22 protein-coding genes and 1 tRNA gene are annotated in these 26,738 nt (G+C 65.8%); 12 read left to right on the top strand and 11 right to left on the bottom strand.

Going from position 1 to position 26,738, the window contains the following annotated elements; translation table 11 throughout:
• Positions 1–10: 10 nt before the first annotated feature.
• The 4 genes from FHR20_RS22160 to FHR20_RS22145 all read left to right on the top strand — a co-directional run bounded on the left by FHR20_RS22160 (position 11) and on the right by FHR20_RS22145 (position 3,539).
• Positions 11–87 (top strand) — tRNA-Met (locus FHR20_RS22160).
• 233 nt (positions 88–320) lie between these two features.
• Positions 321–689: a BlaI/MecI/CopY family transcriptional regulator gene (locus FHR20_RS22155; protein ID WP_167301600.1), complete on the top strand. Its 369-nt coding sequence runs from the start codon at positions 321–323 to the stop codon at positions 687–689.
• Positions 689–2,083: a M56 family metallopeptidase gene (locus tag FHR20_RS22150; protein ID WP_167301599.1), complete on the top strand. Its 1,395-nt coding sequence runs from the start codon at positions 689–691 to the stop codon at positions 2,081–2,083. The genes FHR20_RS22155 and FHR20_RS22150 overlap by 1 nt, the downstream gene beginning before the upstream one ends.
• 73 nt (positions 2,084–2,156) lie before the next feature.
• A complete protein-coding gene (locus FHR20_RS22145; RefSeq protein WP_167301598.1) occupies positions 2,157–3,539 on the top strand; it encodes a serine hydrolase in 1,383 nt (460 codons plus the stop codon).
• A gap of 632 nt (positions 3,540–4,171) precedes the next feature.
• Here FHR20_RS22145 and FHR20_RS22140 read toward each other — a convergent pair.
• The 4 genes from FHR20_RS22140 to FHR20_RS22125 form a co-directional block, all read right to left on the bottom strand.
• Positions 4,172–4,663 (bottom strand): DUF1097 domain-containing protein, encoded by a 492-nt coding sequence (locus tag FHR20_RS22140; protein ID WP_167301597.1) that lies wholly within the window; start codon positions 4,661–4,663, stop codon positions 4,172–4,174.
• Between the two features lie 77 nt (positions 4,664–4,740).
• The gene (locus tag FHR20_RS22135) at positions 4,741–5,631 is read right to left on the bottom strand and encodes an SDR family oxidoreductase (protein WP_167301596.1); all 891 of its coding nucleotides are present in this window, start codon (positions 5,629–5,631) and stop codon (positions 4,741–4,743) included.
• Positions 5,632–5,747: 116 nt separating this feature from the next.
• Positions 5,748–6,488, bottom strand: a complete 741-nt coding sequence (locus FHR20_RS22130; protein WP_167301595.1) for an SDR family oxidoreductase — start codon at positions 6,486–6,488, stop codon at positions 5,748–5,750.
• A 103-nt stretch (positions 6,489–6,591) separates the two neighbouring features.
• Positions 6,592–7,095 (bottom strand): DoxX family protein, encoded by a 504-nt coding sequence (locus tag FHR20_RS22125; RefSeq protein WP_167301594.1) that lies wholly within the window; start codon positions 7,093–7,095, stop codon positions 6,592–6,594.
• Between the two features lie 137 nt (positions 7,096–7,232).
• On the opposite strand from FHR20_RS22125, the gene FHR20_RS22120 reads away from it, so the two are divergent.
• The 5 genes from FHR20_RS22120 (at position 7,233) to FHR20_RS22100 (ending at position 12,054) form a co-directional block, all read left to right on the top strand.
• Complete coding sequence (locus FHR20_RS22120) at positions 7,233–8,108, top strand: LysR family transcriptional regulator (RefSeq protein ID WP_243857719.1); 876 nt, start codon at positions 7,233–7,235, stop codon at positions 8,106–8,108.
• A 145-nt stretch (positions 8,109–8,253) separates the two neighbouring features.
• Positions 8,254–9,069 carry a glutaminyl-peptide cyclotransferase gene (locus FHR20_RS22115; RefSeq protein ID WP_167301592.1) on the top strand — a complete coding sequence of 272 codons (816 nt, stop codon included), beginning with the start codon at positions 8,254–8,256 and terminating at the stop codon, positions 9,067–9,069.
• 146 nt (positions 9,070–9,215) lie between these two features.
• Positions 9,216–10,304, top strand: a complete 1,089-nt coding sequence (locus FHR20_RS22110; protein WP_167301591.1) for a sensor histidine kinase — start codon at positions 9,216–9,218, stop codon at positions 10,302–10,304.
• Positions 10,304–11,092: a LytR/AlgR family response regulator transcription factor gene (locus tag FHR20_RS22105; RefSeq protein WP_167301590.1), complete on the top strand. Its 789-nt coding sequence runs from the start codon at positions 10,304–10,306 to the stop codon at positions 11,090–11,092. The genes FHR20_RS22110 and FHR20_RS22105 overlap by 1 nt, the downstream gene beginning before the upstream one ends.
• A gap of 149 nt (positions 11,093–11,241) precedes the next feature.
• Positions 11,242–12,054: a hypothetical protein gene (locus FHR20_RS22100; protein ID WP_167301589.1), complete on the top strand. Its 813-nt coding sequence runs from the start codon at positions 11,242–11,244 to the stop codon at positions 12,052–12,054.
• Between the two features lie 4 nt (positions 12,055–12,058).
• On the opposite strand, the gene FHR20_RS22095 is transcribed toward FHR20_RS22100, so the two are convergent.
• Positions 12,059–12,550: a rhodanese-like domain-containing protein gene (locus tag FHR20_RS22095; RefSeq protein WP_167301588.1), complete on the bottom strand. Its 492-nt coding sequence runs from the start codon at positions 12,548–12,550 to the stop codon at positions 12,059–12,061.
• Between the two features lie 165 nt (positions 12,551–12,715).
• On the opposite strand from FHR20_RS22095, the gene FHR20_RS22090 reads away from it, so the two are divergent.
• The 3 genes from FHR20_RS22090 to FHR20_RS22080 are packed head-to-tail and all read left to right on the top strand — an operon-like array spanning position 12,716 to position 15,490.
• Positions 12,716–14,137: an amino acid permease gene (locus tag FHR20_RS22090; protein ID WP_167301587.1), complete on the top strand. Its 1,422-nt coding sequence runs from the start codon at positions 12,716–12,718 to the stop codon at positions 14,135–14,137.
• 3 nt (positions 14,138–14,140) lie between these two features.
• Entirely contained in the window at positions 14,141–15,010 is an 870-nt protein-coding gene (locus tag FHR20_RS22085) for an S-methyl-5'-thioadenosine phosphorylase (protein ID WP_167301586.1), read from the top strand.
• 12 nt (positions 15,011–15,022) lie between these two features.
• Positions 15,023–15,490: an FKBP-type peptidyl-prolyl cis-trans isomerase gene (locus FHR20_RS22080; RefSeq protein ID WP_167301585.1), complete on the top strand. Its 468-nt coding sequence runs from the start codon at positions 15,023–15,025 to the stop codon at positions 15,488–15,490.
• 98 nt (positions 15,491–15,588) lie between these two features.
• On the opposite strand, the gene FHR20_RS22075 is transcribed toward FHR20_RS22080, so the two are convergent.
• The 6 genes from FHR20_RS22075 to FHR20_RS22050 form a co-directional block, all read right to left on the bottom strand.
• Positions 15,589–18,615, bottom strand: coding sequence for a TonB-dependent receptor plug domain-containing protein (locus tag FHR20_RS22075; RefSeq protein ID WP_167301584.1), 3,027 nt, complete (start codon positions 18,613–18,615; stop codon positions 15,589–15,591).
• Between the two features lie 327 nt (positions 18,616–18,942).
• A complete protein-coding gene (gene acnA / locus FHR20_RS22070; RefSeq protein WP_167301583.1) occupies positions 18,943–21,615 on the bottom strand; it encodes an aconitate hydratase AcnA in 2,673 nt (890 codons plus the stop codon).
• Positions 21,616–22,019: 404 nt separating this feature from the next.
• Positions 22,020–23,312, bottom strand: a complete 1,293-nt coding sequence (locus FHR20_RS22065) for a S41 family peptidase (RefSeq protein ID WP_167301582.1) — start codon at positions 23,310–23,312, stop codon at positions 22,020–22,022.
• Positions 23,313–23,648: 336 nt separating this feature from the next.
• The gene (locus FHR20_RS22060; RefSeq protein ID WP_167301581.1) at positions 23,649–24,188 is read right to left on the bottom strand and encodes a GNAT family N-acetyltransferase; all 540 of its coding nucleotides are present in this window, start codon (positions 24,186–24,188) and stop codon (positions 23,649–23,651) included.
• A gap of 146 nt (positions 24,189–24,334) precedes the next feature.
• A complete protein-coding gene (locus FHR20_RS22055; RefSeq protein ID WP_167301580.1) occupies positions 24,335–25,348 on the bottom strand; it encodes a hypothetical protein in 1,014 nt (337 codons plus the stop codon).
• Entirely contained in the window at positions 25,345–26,445 is a 1,101-nt protein-coding gene (locus tag FHR20_RS22050; RefSeq protein WP_167301579.1) for a hypothetical protein, read from the bottom strand. The genes FHR20_RS22055 and FHR20_RS22050 overlap by 4 nt, the downstream gene beginning before the upstream one ends.
• Positions 26,446–26,738: the final 293 nt, after the last annotated feature.

The raw sequence follows: 26,738 nt of genomic DNA, 5'->3' as shown, positions 1-26,738 counted from the left end.
CCCTTGGTGCCGCGGGATGGAGCAGCCCGGTAGCTCGTCAGGCTCATAACCTGAAGGTCGTAGGTTCAAATCCTACTCCCGCAACCACACACAAAACGCAAACCCCGCAAGTCCAACGACTTGGCGGGGTTTTTCTTTGCCCAACCTCCGCGCCCCAGCAAGGCAGCGCGCCCGCAATCGATCAAGCGCCTGCCTTGCTGTCACGATCGGTACAGCCGCGATTTGCAGGTAGCCGTAACAACCCCTGTTGACACGCGACGAAGCGGTGTTAAATTTTTAGCATGTCAGATCGGGCATCCAGGGTCGCGCGCAAAGGGGGTATGGACGGCTTGAGCCGCCGTGAGCGCGAAATAATCAATGTGCTCTACCGGGTCGGTCAGGCGACCGCCGCGCAGGTCCAGGAACAGCTCGCCGATCCGCCTAGCTACACCACCGTTCGCACCCTCCTGACCATTCTGGAAGGGAAGGGCCATGTGCACCACCGCGTCGACGGCTCGCGCTATGTATACGAGCCTGCCGTGGCGCGCGAGCACATGGGCGCGCGCGCGGTCGAAACCTTATTGTCGACCTTCTACGACAACTCGGTCGAGCTGATGATCGCCGGGATGCTGGACCGCGAGGAGGTGCCGGCGGAGGAGCTGGATCGGCTGGCGGAGATGATCGCCCGAGCCCGTAAGGATGGGCGGTGATGTCGCTCGCGCTTCTCAACGCCTCGCTGTTTGCGGTGGAAGCGCTAGCAGCATCGCTGATCCTGCCGCTTCTCGCATGGCAGTTATGCTTCCTGCAACGTGAGCGCGCCGCCCTGCGCCACCTGATCTGGCTGGCGGTATTCGGCGCGTTGCTGTTGCTGCCGTTGCTGGCGTTGCTGGTGCCGTCGCAAGTCATGCTGCATCGCGAACCGGACGCGGCGATTGGCTACTCGCAGCCGATCGCGATAGGGATGGTGGATGCGGCACCGGCACCCCTCTTAAGCAACTCTCACATCGTGATTGCGCTCGCCGCGGTCTGGGCGGCGGGGCTTTGCTGGAATTTGTTCCGATTGGCCGCGGGTCTGTACTGGCTGCATCGCTTGCGCCGGAGCGGTGTGCCGTTCGAGGCCGGCCTGGACTGCGCGGTGCGACTTGCCCCCACTGCCCCGCTGACCTTCGGCTGGTTGAAGCCGGTAATCCTGCTGCCGCTGGACGCCCCCTCCTGGCCGCAGGCAAGACTGGAGGCGGTCTTGGGCCACGAATGGGCGCATGTGGGCCGGCGCGACAATCTGAGCAACGGATTGGCGCTCCTCGCCTGCGCTGTCTACTGGCCGAACCCGTTCGTGTGGTGGGCCAGACGAGCGATGTGTCGCGCCGCGGAGATCGCCGCTGACAATCGCGTCCTGGCCGGGGGCATGAGACCGTCGCTCTATGCCGCCGAACTGCTGGCGCTGACGGCCGAATATCGGGGGCGGGCGCCGTTCGCCGCGCTGGCGATGGCGTCGCCGTCCTGGCTGGAAGTGCGCGTAACCACCCTGCTGTCGCCGACCCAGTCGCGCACGGATGCAGCGGCGCTCGACATCGCCGGAATCGCCGCCCTGGGTTCTGCTGCCGCCTTGATGCTGGCCCTCGCCCGTCCCGGTGTCGTTGAATTCCCGCTGTCGGCGGTGCGCCCGCAAGGTTCCGCATCGCCGGCAATGGCGGCTCCGCAATCCGATCTGCCGCCGGCGCTCCCCGCTCCGTCGAGCAGCGCGTCCGCGCCTCCGCCGGTGTCGTTCCGTGCCGGGCGCGTCCTGCCAGAAGGTATCCGCCCGGTCGAAACGGGGGCGGCCGCGGTCGATGCGGCATTGGGCGAGTCGCCTCCCGCGACCGGCTCCAATCCGCAAGACGTTGATCGCGACAGGGCGAACAGGGACGCACGACTGATGACCGAGCGCATCGAGCGTGAGGATTGGCTGAGGCAAAAGGCGGTGCAGAGACGGATTGCCCTCGATGCGAAGTTCGCGCGGTCAACGGCCGACCGGGAGGCAATGCTCAATATCAAAGCGGCGGAAAGGTCCGCCCGATTGGCTTCGGAAAAGTCGGCGAGGGACGCCGCGCACGACCTTCTTTAGCTCTTTCAAGACCGGCAGTTGAGACCGCGCTTTGCGGCACGGCGTAGCTTTGCCACAAAAAGGGAGAAACCGGATGCCCCGTTCGTGGAGAACAATTCGCAAGTCCGTCTGGGCGCTAGTCCTTGCTTTGGGCATTGCCACGCTTCCAGCCCGCGCGGCGCCGGTGGATGACTACATCCGGTCCGAAATGCGGAAGATGGGTATCCCAGGCCTATCCATCGTCGTCATCAGGGACCGGAAGATTGTAAAGATCGCGGGATACGGATCGGCCAATCTAGAGACCCGCACTCCGGCCACGCCCGACTCGATCTACAAGATCGCGTCGCTGAGCAAACCGTTCATTGCTTCCGCCATTCTGGATCTCGCGGCTGACAGAAAGATCGGCCTGGATGACAGGATCAGCCAACACCTGACGGGGACGCCGGACAGCTGGAAGGATATCACGATCCGGCAGGTGCTGACGCACACCTCCGGTATTCCGCGCGATCCGAACGACTATCGTCCCTATCAGGAACAGAAGCCGATGGCTGTCATCGCCTCGGCCTACACGCTGCCGCTTTCCTTCCAACCCGGAGAGAAATTCCTCTATTCCAACGTTGGGTATTACATCCTCGCTCAAATCATCGAGAACGCTACGGGAGCGCCGTGGGAAGGCTTTGTGGCGGCGCGCGTGTTCAAGCCTGCCGGGTTGCAGGTTACCCGCCCATTGACGGCCGCGATCGTGCCGGACCGGGCTGCCGGATACGATCAAGTAGATGGACGACTGGTCAATGCCGAGAACTGGATCGCGTCGCGACCCAGCGCCGCGTTCCTCTCCAGCGTGCGCGATTTGGCGCGGTGGGATATCTTTCTAGATGAGCAGCGGTCGCGGTCGCCTGTATTCTGGGAGCAGACGCGCACGCTGCCAATGCTTCCGAATGGCCGAACCGGGCAATACGGGCTGGGCTGGTATGTCGAGACTTATCTCGGCCACGCGCGAATCCATCACGACGGACAATATCCGGGCTTCCGCTCGACCTGGGAGCGTTTCGAGGACGACAAGCTAACGATCATAATCCTGACCAATTCGGGCCAGGCGCCGGTTGAATCTCTGGCGCTCAAGGTTGCCGGCTTCTATGTCCCCGCGTTGGTCGCGCCGACTTTCAATACCGGCGTGAACCTGCCGACCTCCAGCGTAGCAAGCGGATCGCCGGTGACGATCGGGTTCACGCTGCGCGCTGGGAAAGCCGCTCCGAAGTCCGTCCTTGAGCTGGAAATCTGGGATTCCGAGAACAAGGCGGTGTACAAGCAGATCAAGAGCGGCCAGGACTTCGCGGCCGGAGAAGACCGTCGGATCGATTTCCAGTGGACACCCGCCAAGCCCGGGAAATACTGGATCAACCTGGGCATTTACGGGCCCAAGTTCACGCCAAGTTACGCGTGGAGCGAGCATATCGGAACTCTGACCGTGAATTGATTATCCGCCGCACGGGTTTCCGCTAGCGGGTGGAAAGCGGCATCGCGGCGCTTCGGCGATTTCCATGGGAAGTAGACGGATGCAGCACCAGGCTCGGCCCATGAGTTTCTTCCCAGGCGACGCCCGGTCACGGACCGTCGCCGGCTCGACGGTTTGCGGTCAGTATAGCGCTGCAGGTCCGATAGCTGCAGCGCGCAACCTATCCCCGGCACAATAGGCCATGACAACAGCAGCCCATTCCAAGGCCTGCAACCCGCCTGCCGTATCCGCAAGCAGACCAGCTGCCGGAACTGAAATTCCGATCCCGAGAACGCGGGGAATCTGATTTCGCTGTGGAACCGCCTGCAGCACCCGTGCACGTACGAGGTCCGCCATGATGTCCTCTGCAGGGGAGGCGATCCTATGACGACGTCTGGTTCAGGCAATGCGGATCGACTGCCGGCAACGCGTTATGCCTTCCGCTCCTGGTCGCACACTAGGATCCCTGGGATGGCTGCTGCCAGATCGTGAGGTCGAATGCCGCGCCGCCCAGACCGCAGCCAGGAGGGGCAGGCTGCCGAGGATGACGGTGGGCGGCAGGCGACGGGCGCCTGAGCGCCGCTCGCCTGGAAGCCTGGCGCCGCCCATGCCGGTCATGCCCGCTGCAGGAGGCGGGCCGGCAGGCGGTGCGAGACCCAGCCGGCAAGCGAGCCGATGGCGCTGGCGCCGAACAATTGGGCCAGGGCCTCGAACGAAGGTTCGAGATGCGCCGCGAACCAGGCGACGAGGCCGAGGAAGTATCCGAGCAGGTTGTTCAGCACCGGCAGGCCTCGCAGCGCGACGACCACCAGCCCGACGACGAACACGGCGGCCGGAAGCGCGAGACCGCGCCCGACAAGGCCGGCCAGGTGCGGAATGGCAAGCGCCGTGAGTGCGCCGATGAGCAGTCCGAGGCCGGCACAGGCCAGGTTTTCAAGGGCGGTCCGGTTGCTCTGGATGCGCGTGAAGAACGCGATCCAGCCGATGAACATGGCCCAGATATGCAGCGAGAGCGCCAAGCTTCCGGCTGCCGCGAGCGCCGCGGTTACCGCGGCGACGAGCGTCGTCGCCACATAGGCCTGACGTGAAGGTGCGTGTGCAGACATAGCGTTCTCCTTTGTGGGGCAGGGGGCGGCGGCGCGTCGATCGCGGACGGTCGGCCGTCCGCGATCGACCGGATCGCTCAGGCCTTCCTTGCCGGCTTCAACAGGTCGGACAGGCCGACGCGGTGGAGCATCTCGGCGCGCAGGCGGTCGAGGACGGCGAAGCCGATGTTGGCGCCGTCCTCGGTCGGGTCGAAGTGGATCCGGAACGGGCGCTCGCCGAACGGCGTGTTGACCACGTCCACGATCATGTCGGCGACCGGCGCAGGATCGGCGTCGTCGGGCACGATCTCTGCGAAGGCCTTCTGAACCTCTTCGCCGAACCCGGCATAGGGACCGGCCTCATATTCACCGACGCGCGCTTCATCCGCCGGACGGCCGGAATGGGCGAAGTGGTTGGTGCCCCTGGTGAAGGCGCCGGGCACGACGATCGTCGTCTCGATGCCCCAGCGCGCAAGCTCACGGGCATAGAGGACCGCGAGCGAGTCCATCGCCGCCTTGGCCGCGAAATAGGGCGACAGATAAGGCGGCGTGCCGCCGGCCGAGCTGGAGCTGGACACCCAGACCAACAGGCCTTCGCGGCGAGCGCGCATATGCGGCAGCGCCGCCCGGTTGACGCGCTGGGTGCCGAGCACGTTGACGTCATATTGCTGGGCAAACTGCTCCGGCGTGAAGGCCTCGGCCGGGCCGAACATCATATGGCCGGCATTGTGGACGATCACGTCGATCCGGCCGCTCTCGGCGATGATCTTCTCGACTGCAGTGTTGACCGACGGTTCGGACTGCACGTCCAGCTCGATTGGGCGGATGTCGCTGCCGGCAATGGCCGACAGCTCGGCGGCGTTCTTGGCATTGCGGCCGGCGACGTCGCGCATCGAGGCGTAGATGGTGTGGCCGGCACGGCCCAGGGCTTCGGCGGTCAACCGGCCGAAGCCGCTCGATGAACCGGTAACGAGAATGATCTTGGTCATGAACCCACTCCTTGAAATTGAGGAAGAGTTTTGGCCGGGCCGCTTCACCCGCGCGGGCCAGGCGGCCCGGCCAGTCGGGAGACCCCGTGGGGGCTGGGGGCTCTCGAAACGGATCGCTAAATGATCCCGCCATTGGCGCGCAGGACCTGGCCGTTGATCCAGGCACCGTCCGGGCCGGCAAGGAAGGCGATCGCGCTTGCGATATCCTCGGGCTGGCCGAGCCGCTCGAGCGGTGCGAGCCTGGTCAGTTCGTCGATGACCTCCTGGCGCTTGCCGTCGAGGAACAGCGCCGTGGCCGTCGGCCCGGGAGCGACGGCGTTGACCGTGATGTTGCGACCGCGCAGCTCCTTGGTGAGGATGTGGGTCATCGCCTCGACGCCTGCCTTGGTCGCGGTATAGACCGCATAGTTGAGGGGGCGCAGGCCGACGACGCTGGACGACAGGTTGATGATCCGTCCGCCGTCGCGCATCCGCTTCGCCGCTTCGCGCAACGTGTTGAAGCTGCCCTTCAGGTTGATCGCCACCTGGCTGTCGAACAGCGCGTCGTCGCTTTCGGCGAGGCTCGCCAGCTTCATGATGCCGGCATTGTTCACCAGCACGTCGATGCCGCCATAAGTCTCTTCGGCCGCGTCGAACATCCGCTTCACCGCCAGCGGGTCGCTGACATCGGCTTGGGCGGAGATCGCCTGGCCACCGGCCGCCTCGATCTGATCGACCAGCTCGGCGGCGGTGTTGGCGTTGCCGGCATAGTTCACGATGACGCGGAAGCCGTCGCTCGCGAGTCTCCGCGCGATGGCGGCGCCGATGCCGCGCGAGGCGCCGGTGACGATCGCGACTTTGCTACGTACCTGATTCATTCAAGACCTCCTGAGAAATTGCCGTCTGCCGGGGGATGGAATGGGAAAGGGTCTCGGCCGTTCGACCGCGTTCGTTGCCGACCGCTTGAGGATCCTGTGGGCATCACAGTTCGCGGCCGATGCGTCGATCGACCGACCAGGCGCCGCCGCCGTGGAGGGAGATCAGCAGTGCGATGAAGCCCAGGATCAGCGGATATTCGATGCCACGGTCGATCCAGGGATAGGTCGGCCCGAGCGCCACGCTGATGAAGATCATCTGCACGGCCAGCATCGGCGCGAAGAGCCGAGTGCCCAGGCCCGCCGCCACCGCAAGGCCGCCGAACGTTTCGAGCAGCGCGACGAACATGGCCAGCTGCGGCGCGAACGGGAGGTTCAGCACATTCGTCATGAGGTTGATCGATCCCGCCATCGGGTCGGCCATCGAACCGTGCGACATCCCGAGAAGCTTCGGGACGCCGTGCGTGACGATGGTCAGACCAAAGGCGGCTCGAAGCGCGGCATAGGCCAGCGGCCGGGCGCGCTCGTAGAGCGGCGCCAGTGCCGGGATGAGAAGACGCACGTCACCATTGGCCGCGACCGCGCTATCCGGGTCTGATTCGCTCGACATTGAGACTTCCTCCCGTCCTTGCGCCTGGGGAAGAAGATATCTGTTTCGTATTTTGACAGTAGATTGCGCATTCGAACATCACTGTTTCGATCTGAATAACAATCTGCTATCCAAATTGCATGGATCGCATCAGTGCCATGCGCCTGTTCGTCAGGATCGTGGAGCGTGGAAGCTTTGCTCAAGCGGCAAGGGACCTGAAAACCCCACGCCCGACGGCGACTCATGCCATCCAGCATCTCGAAGCGGATCTGGAGGTGCGGCTTCTGGAGAGGACCACGCGAACCGTCAGGCCCACGCTTGACGGCACACTCTATTACGAGCGCTGTATCCGGCTCCTGGCCGACCTCGACGAAGTCGAGAGCGTCTTTCGCAACGCCGAGCCGCGCGGCCCGCTGCGCGTGGACATGCAGGGCACGCTTGCCCGCTTCTTCGTCCTGCCGGCGCTTCCGGAATTCATCGCCCGCTACCCGGGCATCTCGTTGAACCTGAGCGAAGCCGATCGCATGGTCGACCTGATCACCGAGGGCGTCGATTGTGTTCTACGCGCAGGCAACCTGTCGGACTCGTCCCTGATTGGACGACGGGTCGCCATGCTTGAACAAGTGACCCTTGCAAGCCCGGCCTATCTTGAGCGCTTCGGGGTGCCGGCCTCGCCAGATGACCTCGCCGGTCACAGGATGGTCGCCTATACGGCGTCGGCGACGGGACAGCCCTACCCATTGGAATTCGCGGCGGACGGGGCCCAGCGGGATGTCCCGCTTCCCTATGACGTCGTTGTTCGAGGCGCCGAGATCTATACCGCATCGGGGGTTGCGGGCCTGGGACTGATCCAGGTTCCACGCTATCGCGTCGAGCCTCAGATCGCCGCAGGGCAACTTGTCCCGGTGTTGGAGGCCTTTTCGCCGCCGCCGATGGAAGTGTCTGTCCTATATCCCCAAAGTCGACATCTGTCGCCACGCGTCCGCGTCTTCATCGATTGGCTCGCCGATCTGTTTCGATCGGCGCAAGGATAGCTGATGGCGCGGTTGATGGGCTGCATTCGGCGGGGCTCTTCCCACCTGGCTGCACAGGGTTGCGATCGCACGCGGCGGGCGGGATCCGCGCGATTGGCGGGTTCGTCGTTGACAGCCGCGCGCGCGCACTGCTTTCTCCCGTCCGATGAAGCGCATCCTCCTCGCAATCGTCGCTCTGGCCGTGATCGCGGCCGGCGCCTGGTTCTTCCTCCTGCGCTCGAGCGGGATTCCGGTCTATGCCGTGACGGTCGCCGCGACGCATCCGCACGATCCGACCGCCTTTACCGAGGGGCTCTTCTTCCACGACGGCGCGCTCTACGAAGGTACCGGCGAAATAGGCAGCTCCTATGTCCGGAAGGTCGACCCCGCGAGCGGCAAGGTGCTCCAGCAGGTCGAACTGCCCGCGCCCTATTTCGGCGAGGGCATCATCGCGTTCGGCGACAAGCTCTACCAGGTCACCTGGCAGGACAAGACCGGCTTCACCTATAACCTCAAGGACTTCTCGCTCGGCGACACCTTCAGCTACACTGGCGAGGGCTGGGGGATGACGCAGAACGGCAAGAACATCATCCTGTCGGACGGCACGCCGGTGCTGCGTTTCCTCGATCCCAAGACGATGCAGCCGGTATCGACGCTGAAGGTGACTGCCAATGGCTGCCCCGTCGAGAAGCTCAACGAACTCGAATGGGTCGATGGCGAGATCTGGGCGAATATCTGGCAGACCAACCTGATCGCGCGCATCGATCCGGCCAGCGGCCATGTGAACAGCTTCCTCGACATAAGCGCGCTCGGCCCCCGGAACCGCGATGTGGACGATGTGCCCAACGGCATTGCCTATGATAGCGCGACCAAGCGCATCTTCGTCGCCGGCAAGCGCTGGCCGCAGCTCTACGAGATCAAGCAGGGCGCGGCGATGAACAACAACGAGGAAGCGACGAAGCTGACGCGCTGCGCTGGCTAGGGCCCATATTCGATCACGGCCGTTGCCGGCATCGAGTGCGGACCCGGACGCGGGAAGGCTTTGCGACCAATCAGGACATGACGTCGACAAAACCGGACGCCCGCCTTCCTGCATCGTGATATGAAGCGCGGATGGGGCTGAAGGATATGACGGGTCTGCTGCGCAAGCGCGAAGTACGCGCGGCCACGCTTCTGGCGTTGGCCCTCTGGTCCGTGGCAATTGTACTGTGGACGATGCCGGGACTGGCCATGGGCGATCCCATGTCGCCCGGCCTGATATTGCTACTTGCAAAGACCTTCGTCGTAGGCCTCGTCTTCTCCGGTTCGATCGCTGCGGTATTGCTGCGGGTCGAGCGCTGGGATTCCCGGCCGCCGATCCTTGCCGTCGCGACCTTCACCCTGGCGCTTGCCCTGGCGCATGGCTGGCTGGACGCGATCTTCATCAACGATGCGCGCGCCGCCATCGGGCTCAGGGTCGTGCCGCTCTGGCGGCAATTCGTCTTCGGCCTGATGCCGTTCGTTCTGGTCTATGGCCTGTATGCCGCGGGGCTGGGGCTGGTGTTCAGCAGCATGGTCGCGCAGGAACGCGAGCGTCAGCTGGCCGCGGCGCAGAATGCGGCACAGGAAGCGCAGCTTGCCGCCTTGCGCTTCCAGCTCAATCCCCATTTCCTGTTCAACACCTTGAATGCGGTTTCGTCGCTGATCGTCACGCGCCGCAACGACGAGGCCGAGGGGATGATCGGCAAGCTGTCCGATTTCCTGCGCGCCAGTCTCGAGGCCGATCCGCAACGCGAAGTCACGCTCGACGAGGAGTTCGCGATGCTCCAATCCTATCTGGACATCGAAGCGGTACGCTTCCGGGATCGGCTCGATGCCGAGTTCGTCTGCCCCGCCGAGCTGCTGGACGCGCTGGTGCCCAGCTTCATCCTCCAGCCGCTGATCGAGAACGCCGTGAAATATGCGGTGGCGCCTTCGCGCCGCGCCGTCCGGATCGTTGTGCGCGCCACCGCTTCGGAAGAGGACATGCTGCGCCTGTGCGTGGAGGATGATGGGGGGCAGGCGTTTGGCGGCGCTCCCAGAGGCGGCACCGGGCTGGGGCTGGTCAATGTGCGCCGGCGGCTCGAGGCCTTTTACGGCATCGAGGGCGGCCTGGTCGCCACGGCGCGCGAGCGCGGTTTCGTGGCGTTGATGACGCTGCCGCTGCACCGGGCGCACAGAGCGGAGGCTGCGGAATGATGCGGGTGCTGTTGGTCGACGACGAGCCTTTGGCGCTGGACCGGCTGAAGGTGGGCTTCAACGCGATCGAGGATGTCGAAGTGGCCGGCACCGCGAGCGACGGCGTGGAAGCCGTGGAGAAGATCCGCGCGCTGGAACCCGATCTGATCATCCTCGATATCCAGATGCCCGGCCGCAGCGGCATGGAGATCGCACGCGCGCTGCGCCCCGAAGGACACCGGCCGGAGATCATCTTCGTCACGGCGTTCGATCGCTTCGCCACCGATGCCTTTGAAGTGGAAGCGGCGGATTATTTGCTGAAGCCCGTGGCGTTCGATCGCCTGCGCCTCGGCGTCGAGCGCGCGCGGCGCCGACGCGCGCTGCGCGATGCCGAGGGGCAGGTGGCCGAGCTCGGCGCAACGCTGGCGGCGCTTCGCAACGATGCACGCGCCGCGCCTGCCCCGGCGGTGGAATCGCCCTATGACCAGGGCATATGGGTGCCGGGCCGCCAGGGCGCGGTGCTCGTCCCGGTCTCGATGATCGACTGGATCGAAGCCGCGCGCGACTATGTGCTGCTCAACACGCCGCTCAAGAGTCACATATTGCGCGCGCGCATGAACGATATCGAGCAGCGGCTCGATCCCGCGCTGATGCTGCGCATCCATCGCTCGCATATCGTGCGGATCGGCGCGGTGGTGGGCGTCGAGCGTCCGGGCAAGGGGGCATTGCGGGTCGTGCTGTCGGACGATGCGGTGCTGCAGGTGGGCCCCAATTACCAGGCCACCGTCGAGGCCGTGCTCAAGCTCTAGGACGGGTCGGCATTCGGGGAGGGGCCGGTGGCCCGGTCGCCCGGGCTCGTCGCGAATGCGACGGCTCCCATCGCGAAGGAGAAGGATGCGGTGGCGCGCGGGCCTATCGGCCTTGGACGAGACGAGCGAAGACGAGTTGGAGACCGCCCATGCCGAAGCCCAGGATCCGGGCGTTTGCCGCCATGGCGCTGCTCGCCCTGGCCAATGCTCCGGCGGGCGACGATTTCGAGACGCTCGTCGCCGCCGAGCGGCGCTTTGCCGCCGATGCCACGACATTGGGGATCACCCCTGCCTTCCGCGCGCATGTCTCGCCCGACGGGCTGCTGATTTCGCCCGCGCCGCGCCCGGCGGCGCCCGAACTCGCCAGGCAGACGGATGCGCCGGGCGCCCGGCTGGAGTGGCAACCCGAAGCCGCGGGCATTGCCCGATCGGGAGACCCGGGCTTCACCACTGGCCCTTATGTCATGCGGCGCGGCGATCGCGTGTCGCACGGCCAGTTCTTCACCATCTGGCACCGGGGCAAGGATGGCGACTGGCGCTGGTTGATCGATTCGGGTTCCCCGCCTCTTGCTGCAGGCGAGGTGGCGATGCCGGCGCAGGTGGCGCGGCTCGGCGATCCGGGGGCGCCGGCGCACAGCGAGGATCTCGCCGCGGTCGAGCAACGGCTCGACGCCGATATCTCGGCGCTGGCCGGATTCCTGGCGGCCGACGGGCGGGTGCTGCGCGCCGGCGCGCCGCCGGCGATCGGCGAAGCGGGTGTCGCGCTGGCCGCGCGCGGGCCGAAGGGGGCCGGCAAGCGCCTTGGCGGCGGACGCTCCTCCGCGGGCGATCTTGCCTATAGCTATGGCCAGGTCGAGGATGGCGGCGTGCGCATCGGGCACTATGTCCGCGTCTGGCATCATGGAGCCGCCGGATGGCGGCTGCTCGTCGACCAGTTCGCGCCGACGCCGCGCCGGCCCTGATGGATCAGGCCGGCGACGCGACCCAGCCGACCTTCGGATCGTCGAAGTTCACTACGTCGCCAAGCTCCCAGACATTCTCATAGCCATAGCCGACAAGGTTGATGAAGGTCTGGATGTTGAGCGCGAGCGGCGCCGCCTTGAGCGGCACCGGTGCGCGATGGTTCGAGAAATTGTTGTTGCAATAGATCAGGATCGGGCGGTTCCGGTTCGGCCCGATCGCCGCCGCCAGCGATTCCGCGGTGAAATCGGTGAGCGGCAGGTTGACCGCGCCGGCGATGTGGCCGCGCGCGAAAGCGTCCTTCGAGCGGGCGTCGAGCAGCAGTGCGCCTTTCTCCCCCGCCATCGCCTGGAAGCGCGCAAAGGGCAGGAGGCGCCCGGCCCGCAGCGCACGCACGTCATGCGTCAGGGTGGTGAAGGCGGCATAGTCGATCTGCGGATTGGCGGGCGGATCCTGCGGCACGCTCAAGGCGAGCGCGAGGGCGGTGAGCAGCAGCACGGGCGTTCTCCCAGGCGGGGTCGGACGCGGAACGATCGCGCCCTTCGGCTGACGGAAGGCTGAACGGCATTTCTCCCACCCCCCGGGGAGGGGGGCGTGCGAAACAAAGTTGCGCCGGCCCTCCGCCGCGCTACACCACTCTCCCAAAGAGATAGGGGAGTATCGATGGCCAGCCTGTTCCGGTTGAAGCAGATCGTCGCGGAGGAAGACCGCCCGCCCGAGCATCGGCTCGCGCGCACGCTTTCCTGGCCGCATCTCGTCGCGCTCGGCGTGGGGGCGATCGTGGGGACCGGCATCCTCACCCTGATCGGCGTCGGCGCGGATCGTGCCGGGCCGGCGGTGATCCTCTCCTTCGTCGTCGCGGGGGCGATCTGCGCCTGCGCCGCGCTGGCCTATGCCGAGATGGCGACGATGATCCCCGCCTCGGGCAGCGCCTATACCTATAGCTATGCGTCGCTGGGCGAGATCGTCGCCTGGGTGGTCGGCTGGAGCCTGCTTGCCGAATATACGCTGGTGGTGGCCACCGTGGCGGTTGGCTGGTCGGGCTATACGCATGGTTTCCTCGAGGGGATCGGCGTGCACCTGCCCGCCGCCTTGTCGCATGGGCCCAGGATGGCGGGCTGGCAGGTGGTCGAATGGGGCGTGAACGTGCCGGCGCTGTTCATCGTCGCGGTCGTCGCCGGGCTGCTCTGCGTCGGCACGCGCGAGAGCGCCACGATCAACGCCATCCTCGTGGTGGTGAAGCTGATCGCGCTCGCCGTGTTCGTCGCCGTCGCCTTGCCCTATTTCAACGCCGCCAATCTGGAGCCGTTCAGCCCGTTCGGCTTCACCAAGCATATGGGCCCCGACGGCGTGGAACGGGGCGTGATGGCCGCCGCGGCGATCATCTTCTTCGCGTTCTACGGCTTCGATGCGATCTCCACCGCTGCCGAGGAAGCCAAGAATCCCGGGCGCGACCTAGCCATCGGCATCGTCGGCTCGATGGTGGTCTGCGTCGCGATCTACATGGTCGTCGCCGTCGCCGCGGTGGGCGCGCTCAGCTATACGCGCTTCACCAACAGCCCCGAGCCGCTGGCGCTGATCCTGCGCGAAGTCGGCCAGCCGGGCGTCGCGACGTTCCTGGCGGCCAGCGCGGTGATCGCGCTGCCCACCGTGATTCTCGGCTTCCTCTATGGCCAGAGCCGCATCTTCTTCGTGATGGCCCGCGATCGGATGTTGCCCGAGAGCCTGGCCAAGGTCTCGAAGCGCGGCACGCCGGTGCGCATCACCGTCTTCACCGCCGGTGTGGTGAGCTTCTTCGCCGCCTTCTTCCCGATCGACGAGATCGCCGCGCTCGCCAATGCCGGTACGCTGACCGCCTTCGCCGCGGTGGGGCTCTGCCTGTTGGTCATGCGCCGCCGCATGCCCGACGCCGTGCGCCCGTTCCGCACGCCGGCGGCCTGGGTTGTCGGGCTCGGCGCAATCTTCGGCTGTCTCTATCTCTTCCTCAGCCTGCCGCATCAGACGCAGGTCGCGTTCGGCGTCTGGAACCTCTTGGGTTTGGTCGTCTACTTCGCCTATGCACGCCGCAACGCAGCAAAGGGGTAGGCGATGGGTGGCTGGACGATCGGGATCATCGGCGGATCGGGGCTCTATGATGTCGAAGGCATCGAGGGCGGCGAATGGATCTCGACCGAGAGCCCCTGGGGCAAGCCCTCGGACGATTGCTTCGTCGGCCGGGTGGGGCATGTCCGCGTGGTGTTCCTGCCGCGCCATGGCCGCGGGCACCGCATCTCGCCGTCGGACCTGAACGTCCGCGCCAATATCGACGTGCTGAAGCGCCTGGGGGTGACCGACGTGCTCGCCATCTCCTCGGTCGGCTCGCTGGCCGAGGAGCGGGCGCCGGGCACCTTCACCATCGCCGACCAGTTCATCGACCGGACCAAGGGCCGGCCCTCGAGCTTCTTCGGCGCAGGGCTGGTCGCGCATGTCTCGATGGCCGATCCGGTCTGCCCGCGCCTCTCTGCGCTGGCGGCGGATGCGGCTCGGGCGGCGGGCGCCACTACCCATGCCGGCGGCACCTATCTGGCGATGGAGGGGCCGCAATTCTCGACTCGCGCCGAGAGCCATCTCTATCGCAGCTGGGGCTGCCACATCATCGGCATGACCGGCATGCCCGAGGCCAAGCTCGCCCGCGAAGCCGAGTTGCCCTATGCGCTGGTCGGCATGGTCACCGACTATGATTGCTGGCGGGAGGGCGAGGAGGCAGTCGACGTCGCCACGGTGATCGCCCAGCTCGGCACCAATGCCGACAAGGCGCGCAAGCTGGTGATGCACCTGCTCCGGAACCTGCCCGAGGAGCGGCCAGCCTCGCCGATCGATACCTGCCTCGACTATGCGCTGATCACCGCGCCGAACGCGCGCGATCCGCATCTGCTACGCAAGCTCGACGCCGTCGCCGGCCGGGCTCTCTCCAACTAAGGATTCCCCGCCATGTCGTTTCTCGCCGCTCTCGCCCTGCTCGCCGCGCAGGATGCGCCTGCGCCCGATCGTTCGCAGGACATGGCCTGGCAGAGCCAGCAGATGCTGGCGCTGGCCAAGCTCAACGGCGCGGACGGCTGGCACAGCACGCCGGAAGGGCTGCGCTGGCGCCGCGTGAAGGGCGATGGCACGGGCAGGCACCCGACGGTGGCCGATACGGTCACCCTCCATTATGCCGGCACCTTCATCGACGGCACCAAGTTCGACAGCTCCTATGATCGCGGCGAGCCGGCGACTTTCCCGCTCGGCATGCTGATCAAGGGCTGGCAGGTCGCGGTGCCGCTGATGGGCGTGGGGGACACGTTCGAAGTCGCGATCCCCGCCGACCTTGGCTATGGCTTCAAGGGCAAGGGGCCGATCCCCGGCGGCGCCACGCTGCTGTTCAAGATCGAGCTGCTCGGCGTTCCCGCCGCCGGCTGAACCGGAAGCATTTCCCGGGTGGCGCGCCCGCCTGGACGGGGCACAAAAAAAGGGGCGGTACCCGAAGGTACCGCCCCAAATTTTTGCCGTGCCTGCGGTTAGAACTTGAAGTTCGCGCCGGCGCGGAACGTCCGGCCGATCAGGCCCGCCGCGTGCCACGAGGTCAGCGTGTTCACCTGGCTCGGATAGGCGGTGTTCGCGAACAGCGGCGCGCGCGCGTTCGTGACGTTGCCCACCAGGCCGAAGAAGCTGAACTGGTCGTTGACCTTCACCGTGAGATTCACGTCCGTGTAGACGAAGCTCTTGATGTGGCAGAAATCGGCATTGCCGGTGGTCGGCTTGTAGATGGCCGAGGCAGCGCACGAGGTATCGCCGTTGACCGAGCTCGGCTGGTCGGCCGCAACCGCCTTCATCGAGCCGACGAAATAGGTCGTCGTGCTGAGCGAGAACTGGTCGAAGGTGAAGGTGTTCTGCCAGTTGCCGCGCCAGCGCGGCGTGCCGCCGCCCGACGACAGGCTCTCCGGACCCACGGTGCCGGCGTAACGCTGCACCGCGGCGCCGCCGCCCGGGTTGAGATTGTACTTCATCGTCTCCTGCACATCGACGCGGCTTTCCCAGCGGAAGTTCTCGCTGAACTTGATGCGCGCGTCGGCAGTGAACTCGAGCCCGGCGATGACCATATAGGCGGTGTTCACATAGGGCGCGTTGACGACGAGCAGACGCGGCAGCGCGTTGGGGGCGAAGGGATCCGCACCGTCGATCACGTTGCACGAATAGCCGGCGCCGACCGCGGCAACCTTGGCGCAGCCCGCAGCGGCGGCGGCCGCGGCGGAAGCGAAGGTCTGGCCCGCAACCGAGTAATAGGCGTTGACCGCGTCCGACGACAGCGGGCCGGTGACGATCAGGTTCGACTTCTTCACGTTGAAATAGTCAGCCGTGAAGCTCAGCCACGGAGTCGGCTCGAAGATCGCGCCGAGCGTGAAGCTGCGCGCCGTTTCCGGCTTGATCGCGGCGTTGCCGACATAGCCACGGCCCAGGCTGTACGGGGCGGTGTAGGTCGGGTTGGACGCGTGCGCGGTCAGGAACGCGCCGGTCGGCGTGTAGCCGACAAAGCCGGAATAGGAGCTGCGCGGGTCCGATTCCGCGAAGGTCGGTGCGCGGAAGCCTTCGGAGTAGGTGCCGCGGATCGCGATCTGCTTGATCGGCTGGAACTTCGCCGTCGCCTTGGGCGAGAAGCGGCCGATACCGGTCGAATAGTGATCGTAGCGGCCGGACAGGTCGATGTTGAGCGAGTCCAGCACCGGCACGTCGACTTCGAAATAGCCGGCCCATACCGAGCGGTCGCCATAGGCCTGCGCGGTCGAGAGGCCGGGGATGTCGAGGTTCGGGTTGGCGCTGTTGTTGGTCAGCTTCTCCTTGCGATACTGGCCGCCGACGGCCATCCGCACGTCGCCGCCCGGAAGCGCGAAGAGGGTGCGGCTGAGCGACGCGTCCACGGTCAGCTCGCTCGAATTCGAGCGTGCGTTGATCGGCGGAAGCACCGAATCACGGACCGCCTGGGTGTTGAGGCTCGGATTGACGAAATTGTACGAGCCGGTGTTGATCGCCTTGATCAGCCCGTTGAGATTGGCCCAGCCATATTGGGTCAGGCTCAGGTCGGCGCGCGAATAGCCCGCCTCGACATTCCAGTTCCAGCTGTCGCCGAAGGTGCCGTGCAGGCCGCTGGTCACGCGGAACACTTCGTTGACGCGGTCGCTGCCCGAACGGACGTCGCCGAACAGATAATAGATGCGCGCGGCACCATTGGCCGGATCGTTGGCGTAGGCCGCCGCATAGGGGTTGTTCGGGTTGAGCTGGCGATCGGCCGCAGTCGCGCAGTTGACGCCCGACGAGCAGATATAGACCGGCAGCACGATGCCCGGATTGGTGGTCGACGTCGCCGGCGAGCCGCCGAATGCCTGGGTCTGGCGGATCGCGCGCGGCGGCGAGATGATGTTGACGCGGCTATGCGCATAGCTGCCCGCGATATAGCCCTCGACATTCTCGCCGAGGCGGAAGCTCAGGCGGCCGACGGCGTCGTAGCGCTCCTGCAGCGGCGTGATCTGCGCATATTCCCGCGTGTTGTCGTGCCTGCAGGCCGAGCCGACGCGCTGCGCGGTGTTCTCCGAATAGGTGCCATAGGCGCAATTCGCGAGCGGCGTCAGCGAAGTGAAGATCGCCGGCGTGGTGGCGTTCGTCACCGAACCCGCGAGCGGATTGTTGAGATCGGTCTGGCGCGTGCGCGTGACCATCGCATCGGTCGTCGCAGTGCCCAGCGTGTCGTCGGCGCGGTTGTTGTCGTTGCCGCCGATCGAACGCAGGTCGAGCGTGTCGAAGGGGAAACCACGCGAAGCGGCCGAGATGCGGCCGCCATATTCATAGTCGCCGCCGATATAGACGTTGAAGCCCTGCGTGTCATAGTCGCCATAGCCGAAGAGGAGCTTCGCGCGGTACTTCGCGCCGTCGCCCTTCTGGGTCGCGCCGCCTTCGACGCCGGCCTCGAGGCCGGTCATGTGCTTGCGGGTGATGATGTTGACCACGCCGCCGATCGCGTCCGCGCCGTACAGCGACGAGGCGCCGTCCTTGAGGACCTGCACCTGCTGGACATTGACCATCGGGATGCTGTTGAGGTCGACATAGGAATTGTGGCCGTCGTCGCTCAGCGGGAAGTTCGTCGAGCGGAGGCCGTCGACCAGCACCAGGGTGGACGACACGCCGAGGTTGCGCAGCGACACGGCGGCGCCGCCGGCCGAGAAGCCGCTGGTGAAGCCGTTACCGATCGAGCCGGCGCCATCGGCCGAGGCCGAGCGGATCGCGTCGGTCACGTTGGTGATGCCGGCGCGCTCCAGATTCTCGGCAGTGATGACCGTCACCGGCAATGCGGTGTGGGTATCCGACTGGCGGAAGATGGTGCCGGTGACCACGATGTCGCCGTCGCCGGACGGAGCATCCTGCTGCGGGGCGGTGGCGCCGGTGCTGGCCGGCGCGTCCTGCGCAAGCGCGGGCGCCGCAAAAAGCGAGCCCGCGAGCACAAGGGCGGACAGAGCCGCTCCGGTGCGCAGGCGTATGATCTGAGTCTTCTGCATTATTTTCCTCACTCTCCCTGGTCCTGCCCCAAGGGCAGTCGGTGGAATCCCCCGATTCCTCGCCACCCCCACCCCTGGGGCCTGTTGGCGAAGTTGTGGCGAGGATTTAGAGAGTGTCTGATTTGTGTAAAGCACCAGCTATTGTTGCTGCTCTGTTTCTTCATTGTGTGTTTCTGAAATGCAACACATCCGAAATGGGGGTAACGTGTCGCCGCCATTTCGGCCCGCCCGGCATAGGCCCGCGCCCCGAACCTCCAAGCGCCCGGTCAAGGCGCAAAAAGGGGGAGGGCGTCGCCGCCCTCCCCCGATATTTCCTGTCGTGCCGGATCAGGCGGCGAGCTTGCGCAGCACGTACTGCAGGATTCCGCCGTTGAGGAAATATTCCAGCTCGTTGACGGTATCGATCCGGCAACGGGTGAGGAAGGTTTCCTTCGAGCCGTCCTCGCGGGTGAGCTCGACTTCGACGTCCTGGCGCGGGCGGAGGCCCGCAACGTTCCGAATCGTGAAGGTGTCGCCGCCCTTGAGCTTCAGCGTCTCGCGAGTCACGCCTTCGGCGAACTGGAGCGGCAGGATGCCCATGCCGACCAGGTTCGAGCGGTGGATGCGCTCGAAGCTTTCGGTGATCACGGCGCGGACGCCGAGCAGGTTGGTGCCCTTGGCCGCCCAATCGCGCGAGGAGCCGGTGCCATATTCCTTGCCCGCGACGATCACCAGCGGCGTGCCGTCGGCCTTGTGGCGCATCGCGGCGTCGTAGATCGGCATTACCTGGCCGCCATAGCGGGTCATGCCGCCCTCGATGCCGGGCACCATCTCGTTCTTGATGCGGATGTTCGCGAACGTACCCCGCACCATGACTTCGTCATTGCCGCGGCGCGCGCCGTAGCTGTTGAAGTCCTTCTTCGAAACCTGATGCTCCTGCAGGAACGTGCCCGCCGGGCTATCCGCCTTGATCGAGCCGGCCGGCGAGATGTGGTCGGTGGTGATCGAATCGCCGAGGATGGCGAGGGGCTTGGCCTCGAGGATGTCGGTGACCGGCGCGGGGGTCATCGTCATGCCCGCGAAATAGGGCGGGTTGTGGATGTAGGTCGAGCCGGCGGGCCAGCCATAGGTGTCCGAGCCCTCGACGCTGATCTTCCGCCAGTGATCGTCGCCGGCATAGACATTGGCGTAGCGCGAGCGGAACATCGCATCGTCGATGTTCGCGGTGATCAGCCCCGCGACCTCTTCGTTCGTCGGCCAGATGTCCTTCAGGAACACGTCCGCGCCGTCCGAACCCTGGCCGATCGGCGTCTCGTACATGTCCTCGGTCACCGTGCCCTTGAGGGCATAGGCCACCACCAGCGGCGGCGAGGCGAGGAAGTTCGCGCGCACGTCCGGCGAGACGCGACCCTCGAAGTTGCGGTTGCCCGACAGGACCGAGGCGGCGACGATGTCGTTGCCGTTGATCGCCGCCGAGATCGGCTCCGCCAGCGGGCCCGAATTGCCGATGCAGGTGGTGCAGCCATAGCCGACCAGGTTGAAGCCGATCGCGTCGAGATCCTCGCTCAAACCGGTCTTGTTCAGATAGTCGGTCACCACCTGCGAGCCCGGCGCGAGGCTGGTCTTGACCCAGGGCTTGCGGGTCAGGCCCTTCTCGCGCGCCTTGCGGGCGACGAGGCCGGCCGCGATCAGAACGGACGGATTCGACGTGTTCGTGCAGGAGGTGATCGCCGCGATCACCACGTCGCCGTCGCCGATGTCGTGGTCCTTGCCCTCGACCGGTACGCGCGCGGCATGGTCCTTCTTGTACACCTTGGTCAGGTCGCCGTTGAACACTTCGTCGACGCTGTCGAGGCTGACGCGGTCCTGCGGGCGCTTCGGGCCGGCGAGGCTCGGGCGCACGCTGCTCATGTCGAGTTCCAGCGTGTCGGTGAAGATCGGCTCGACGCTGTCGACGTCGTGCCACATGCCCTGGGCCTTGGCATAGGCCTCGACCAGCGCGACGGTCTCGTCCGGACGGCCGGTCAGGCGCATATAGTCGAGCGTCTTGTCGTCGATCGGGAAGAAGCCGCAGGTCGCGCCATATTCGGGCGCCATGTTGGCGATCGTCGCGCGGTCCGCCAGCGTCATCGCGTGCAGGCCGGGGCCATAGAATTCGACGAAGCGGCCGACGACGCCCTTGGCGCGCAGCATCTGGGTGACGGTGAGCACCAGGTCGGTCGCGGTGATGCCTTCGCCGAGCTTGCCGGTCAGCTTGAAGCCGACCACTTCGGGGATGAGCATCGATACCGGCTGGCCGAGCATCGCCGCCTCGGCCTCGATGCCGCCCACGCCCCAACCAAGGACACCCAAGCCGTTGACCATCGTCGTGTGGCTGTCGGTGCCGACCAGCGTGTCCGGATAGGCGATCGTCGCGCCGTCGGCATTCTTCGACGACCAGATCGACTGGGCGATATATTCGAGGTTCACTTGGTGGCAGATGCCGGTGCCCGGGGGGACGACCGAGAAGTTGTTCAGCGCCTTGGAGCCCCATTTCAGGAACTCGTAGCGCTCGGCGTTGCGCTCATATTCGAGAGCGACATTGTCCGCGAACGCCTTGGGCGTGCCGAACTCGTCGACCATCACCGAGTGATCGATGACGAGGTGGACGGGGACCTGCGGATTGATCTTCTGCGCGTCGCCGCCGAGCTTGGTGATCGCGTCGCGCATCGCCGCCAGGTCGACCACGCAGGGCACGCCGGTGAAGTCCTGCATCAGCACGCGGGCCGGGCGATACTGGATCTCGCGGTTCGAGCGCGCGTCCTTCTGCCAGTCGACGATCGCCTGGGCGTCCTCGCGGGTGACGGTGGTGCCGTCCTCGAAGCGCAGCATGTTCTCGAGCAGCACCTTCATCGAGAAGGGCAGGCGGCTGATGTCGCCGAGCTTCTTCGCGGCCTTGGGCAGCGAGAAATAGTCGTAGCTGGCGGTGCCGACGCTGAGCGTGTCGCGGGTGCCGAGGGTATCGTTGCCGATCGCGGTCATGAGGCGCGGGGTCCTTTCTTTTGTCCGGCCGGGCGCTCGGGGGACGTGGCTCCCTTATAGGGCCGCGCGGGCGCACCGGCGTGCTGCGAATGCGAAGATTCGCGGGTGCCGCTAGCACGCGGGAGGGGCGGGGGGAAGGGGAGGGTTTGGGGGCGGGTGGCTGGAATCTCCGGCCCCGGTTCGGGTGGGGAGCGGATGGGCCGCTTTGCACGCGGATCGCAAATGGCCGCCCATGCGGACGACGCCTGTTCCCGCGCGGATCGGCATTGGCGCACAATGCGGTCTCGCAGGGCATCCGGCGTCATCTCGAAAGCGGTGTCGCGCATCTTCCCGGTGCGCGCGGATGCATGGGATCAGCGCATCACGGGCGAGATAACGCCATGGCTGCGCCTTTCCTTTCCCATTCATTTCTTTGACTTGATCAAATCGACGGCGAACATGAGCTCGGTATCGACGCCATTCACGAGATCGTCGATCCTTGGGCTTATTCGATAGTCCGGATCAACGCCCCGTCCCTTTGTGAAGGCAACGGCATTCACTGTCTTCATCAAGGGGATGGCCACCCTTATTTTGGAATGAGGGAGGACAAGTCTGGCGATGCGATGGGACGTGTTGCCCTCCATCGTGCCCCCACTCTCTTCTCCTATGAATGTCCCCTTGCGATTGCCCTTCAGAAAGTCGGCAACCACCGATGCCATCGAACCTGTCGCGCCGTTAATGAGAACATAGAGCTTTCCTCTGAAATGATTCGCATCTGGCTGCTGCTCATTCAGCAGGGGCATGGAAGTCTTCTTCAGCGCGTACATCCCGGTATCCGTCGGATAGACCGACGAGCCATCGACAGACACGTCATTGCCATTTTGCAGATGGGCGGTCATCGGCGGCTGCCCCACGAACTTAAACTCAGCGGATGCAAAATGCTGATACGGCCTGTCCAATAGATAGGTCAGCAGTTTCTCTCCGGTTTCGTCGCCGCCTTCATTGTTACGTAAATCCAATATCAAGTTATCGATACGTTTCTTTTTGAGTTCTTTAAATGTGCTGTCGTACAGTGCGTAGAAGTCTTGCTCGAAACGATTTCTATGCCATCTTAGGAATGACGATATGCGTAGATATGCAACATCGTCCTTGATGTATCGGAACTCCAACGGAGCGACGAGTTTTGTCCTGCCATAGAAGTATCTCTTGTAATCGCGATCATCCATGCCGGAAATAGTCGCTACATTGATCTTGGATCGATCGGATCTGTCTACAAACTCTATCGTATAGGATTCAGTGTTTTCCACGAAGATCGGATAATTGAGATCGAAGAGGTTTTCCTCTTCAGTCATGCTGTAATCTTCCAGGTGTCGAAGGTCGAAGCTTTGAATATAGCCGTCCGAAGGAATGGTAGGAAGTAGGATGCCGAGAAGTTCTTCCGCCGATTTTCCGTTTATGGAGATGATTTCAGATCCAACGGGGATTGCGCCGGCCGATTGTGCGGCCGTTAGAACGTATATCCTTCGATCGATGATCTTCAGGGAAAGAGGGAAGTGATGGCGGGTGTCTTTTAGCGAGAGATAATAGCCCTCCGACGGTTTGGGTATCAGGTGCTCGTCATGGACTCTCGCGCAAATGGTGGCGATGAGCTTATAGAACTCGACCTCCGTTCCGGGCTTGTCCAATGACCTGAAGCCGTCGTCTAGAAGCTTGTTCATGATCGATCGGTCGGTGAAGCGATATAGGCTTGGATACATATTCTCCAAGGCGGCTCTGAGAACCGAATAGTCTTCTTGTAATTCCTTTGGGCTATATATCGTCGGTTGCTGCTTCCCGGGCTCGCTCTGACCGTTTCCACAAAGGGCCACTGCTAACAGCGGGAGTGCGATCGCATTCCTTAGAGCTGAATTCATCTGCGGAGTGCCCTTTCGTCACCATGACATCATCTCGATATCTGCAATGAACGATCGTCTTCGGAATTCGGGGGGTAGTCCATCCCATATTGCGGTGGCATCGTCGTCGCGCGCCCGCTTCCCGCACCCCGCCCAACCCACTCATTTCTCCAGCCGATACACCGCCGTATCCCGCACATATCCCGTCCAGGTGGTAAGGTCCGCCGCGCGCACCTCCACCAGCTCCGCCCCGAGTTTCTCGACGGCGCGGCGGGAGCGGGTGTTGCGGGTGTCGATGCGGAACTGGATCGCGGCATAGCCCCCGGCAAAGGCGCGCTCGATCATCAGCCGCTTCATCTCCGCGTTGAACGGCCCGCCGCGCACCCCCGGCACGATATAGGTCGCGCCGATCTCGATCGCGTCGTCCGTCCCCGGCACCGGGATATAGCTCGTCATGCCGACCAGCCGGCCGGCGGCGCCTTCGTTTCCGTGCCCGTCGAGCACGGCGAACATCGTCCAGCCCGGCAGCGCGCGCAGGAAGCGCAGCGACGGATCGAAATGCGTGCCGACCATGCTCACCGGATAGATCTCCCAGATATCCGGATCCTCGGCACAGGCCGCGCGCAGCGGCTCCACATGCGCCTCCCCGAACGGCGCCAGCCTGACGCGCGATCCCGCCATCGGCTTGCCCAGCATGGCCATCCCCCTTCCTTCCCGCCGGCTTCCCTGGCGTTCCGGCGCGCAGGCTCGGCGCGGATTGCAGCCCAATTGCGGCGTCTTCGCGGGCGGCGCATGGCGAGTGCGTTCGGAGCGACGCCGCGGTTGCGGCTCCGGGAGGCGGTCGCGGGCTATCCGATCGCCGCTGCCTGGTCGAGCAGGGCCGGCCAGTCGAGCGCGAGGCACGCGCCGATCGCGCGGCCCAGCGGGTCGTGCGGATGCAGCCGGCCGCGGCCGAGCTCGCTGGTCATCGCCGTGCCGCCGCCATATTCCACCTTGATCATCCGCAGGTCCGCCGCTGCCCCCGCGCCGGTGGCATAGAGCGCCGGATCGAGGCCGAGCAGCCCGGCCGCGAGCGGCCTGACCGCCGGTTTCGCGCCGCGCCAGGCCAGCCGGGCCCTCGACTGGAGGCAGCGCACGCCGCGCGCGGTCTGCCCGTGCGGCAGCTCGCAATTGGCGAAGGACGGGTTCAGCCACAGCTTGAGCCACACGGCCGGCTGATGCGAGCGGACGCGCGATCCGATGCGTTCGTTGCTGCCGGTATTGGGCTGGATCACGTTGAGCCGGAACGTGATCGCGCCGCGCATGACCGGCTGGGCCCTGGGACCGAATTCCTTGCCATAGCCCTCGACCAGCAGCTCCGGCTCGATGCTGGTGCCGTGCGGATCGCGGAACGGTGCCGAGGCCATCACGCGCTCGGCGAGGAAGGCCATGCGGCGCTCGAACAGCGCCTCCTCGTCGGGCCGGGCCTGGCTGCGGGCGATGTCGGCCCGGTACGGACCCGGCGCGGTCCAGCCGGGAACCTCCAGCCCGGGATAGGCGGCCATCGCCGATGCCGGCGCGAGATAGGGCGCGCGCCAATAGACGCCGAGATAGGCGGCATAGTCCTTGGTGGCGCCCGCCATCGGGCTGTCCCAGCCGGCATCGGGGAAGAGTGGCGGCCGGAAGCGGCGATGGCCCGGCATGTTGGGCTCGAGCGCGACGGATCCCGGAGGCGGGGCGACGCCGGCGGACAGCGCCACCGCATTGGGCGGGACCGGGGTGCGGACAGGATGCTCGCGCAGCCCCTGGGGCGGCTGCACCGGGGTGAGGCCCCCGTCCTGGACGAGGAGCAGCAGGGCGGCGGAAAGGGCGAGCGTCTTCATCGGGCGCGGGGTGCTCCGGGGCTGTTCACGCCGTCGACCAGGGCGCGCCAGTCCGGCAGGAAGCTGGCGGCGATCAGCCGGCCATGGATGCTGTCCGGCGAAAGCGAGCCCTGACGGGCGTAGCGCGCGTCGACCGGGTTGCTGGCGCCGGGCTCGACGGTGAGGATCTGGATGTCGGTCTTCGGCCGGGCGGGATCGAAGAAGCGGGGGTTCTCCACCTGCTTGCCGCCGCCGCCGCGGAATTCGGAGACGTGGGTCGGCCGGTCCCCGGCGACGACGAGCGCCGCGAAATCGGGCAGGAACGCCACTTGCGTGCCGTGGTAGCGGCCCCAGGCCGGGCCGCCGCGCAGCGGGATGTTGGACGTGATGGCGATGCCCGCATTGTGCCCCTGCTCCGGCGTGCGCCAGCGGCCGTCGCTGCCCTGCGTCGCTCCGGGCGCGCCGATGCGGAGCGCGGGTGCGCCGATCACCAGGCGGAAGCTGTAGACCTCGACTCCGGCAACGTCCTTGCGGCGCGTCATCCACACCGATCCGCGCAGCGTCATGCCCTGGGCGCGCTGGAGCGCGGGCATCTTCAGCACTGCCTGGTACAGGGCGTCGGCCTGGGCGAACAGGGTGTCGACTGCCGCTTTGGGCAGGCCCGGGTCGGCGAACACCGAAGTGCGCGCGAGCCGCGGCGCCACGGCACCGGCCGCGGTGCGGGACTCGCCCGGCGCGCCGCGCACCTTGGCCTGCGGCCAGCTGCGCCAGAAATCGATGAGATAATGATAGGCGAAGCGCAGGTCGGTGCCAGGCAGATAGGGGCTCTTCGGACCGGCCCGGGCGGGCAGGTTGCTGCCCTTGATGATCGGCAGCAGGCGCGATTCGACCGCGGGCGAATCATAGTCGCCCTTCTCGTAGAAGGGCGTCCCGTCCTCGACGCGCAGCAGTCGCGTGGTCTCGACCGGCTGGTCCTCCGGCGCGCGGACTTCCCAGCGGCCATAGGGATCATAGGCGGCACCGGTCTGCGGCCGGTCGGGGATCGTCGCGGGGACCTGGGCAAGGGCCGGTGACGCCCATCCCGTTGCCAGTATCGCCGCAGCCACGACAAGACGCATGCATCCCTCCATCGGGCCATGCGCAAGGACCGGAGCGGCCGGAAGGGGCAATCGGGCTGCGACGGACTTCGCGCGCGGCGCGACCGGTCCGTCCGGTTAGGGCGCGGGCCGAAGCCCGCGCCCACCGATGGAGACCGCCGGTGGGCGCCGGCAGCCCGCCAGGCCCCCGTGTTGCCACGGGCACCGTGCGGCGTAGGGGCGACCGGTGCCGCGGCCGCCCAAGTCCCTTGATCTGCCCCCGCCTATCGGCATGCGGGGCGCCGTCCTCAAGCGGGACGTTGCCCATTTTGGCG

The sequence above is a fragment of the Sphingomonas leidyi genome (genome assembly GCF_011761945.1).
Lineage (GTDB): Bacteria > Pseudomonadota > Alphaproteobacteria > Sphingomonadales > Sphingomonadaceae > Sphingomonas > Sphingomonas leidyi.
This window is presented reverse-complemented; position numbering and strand designations above follow the sequence as displayed.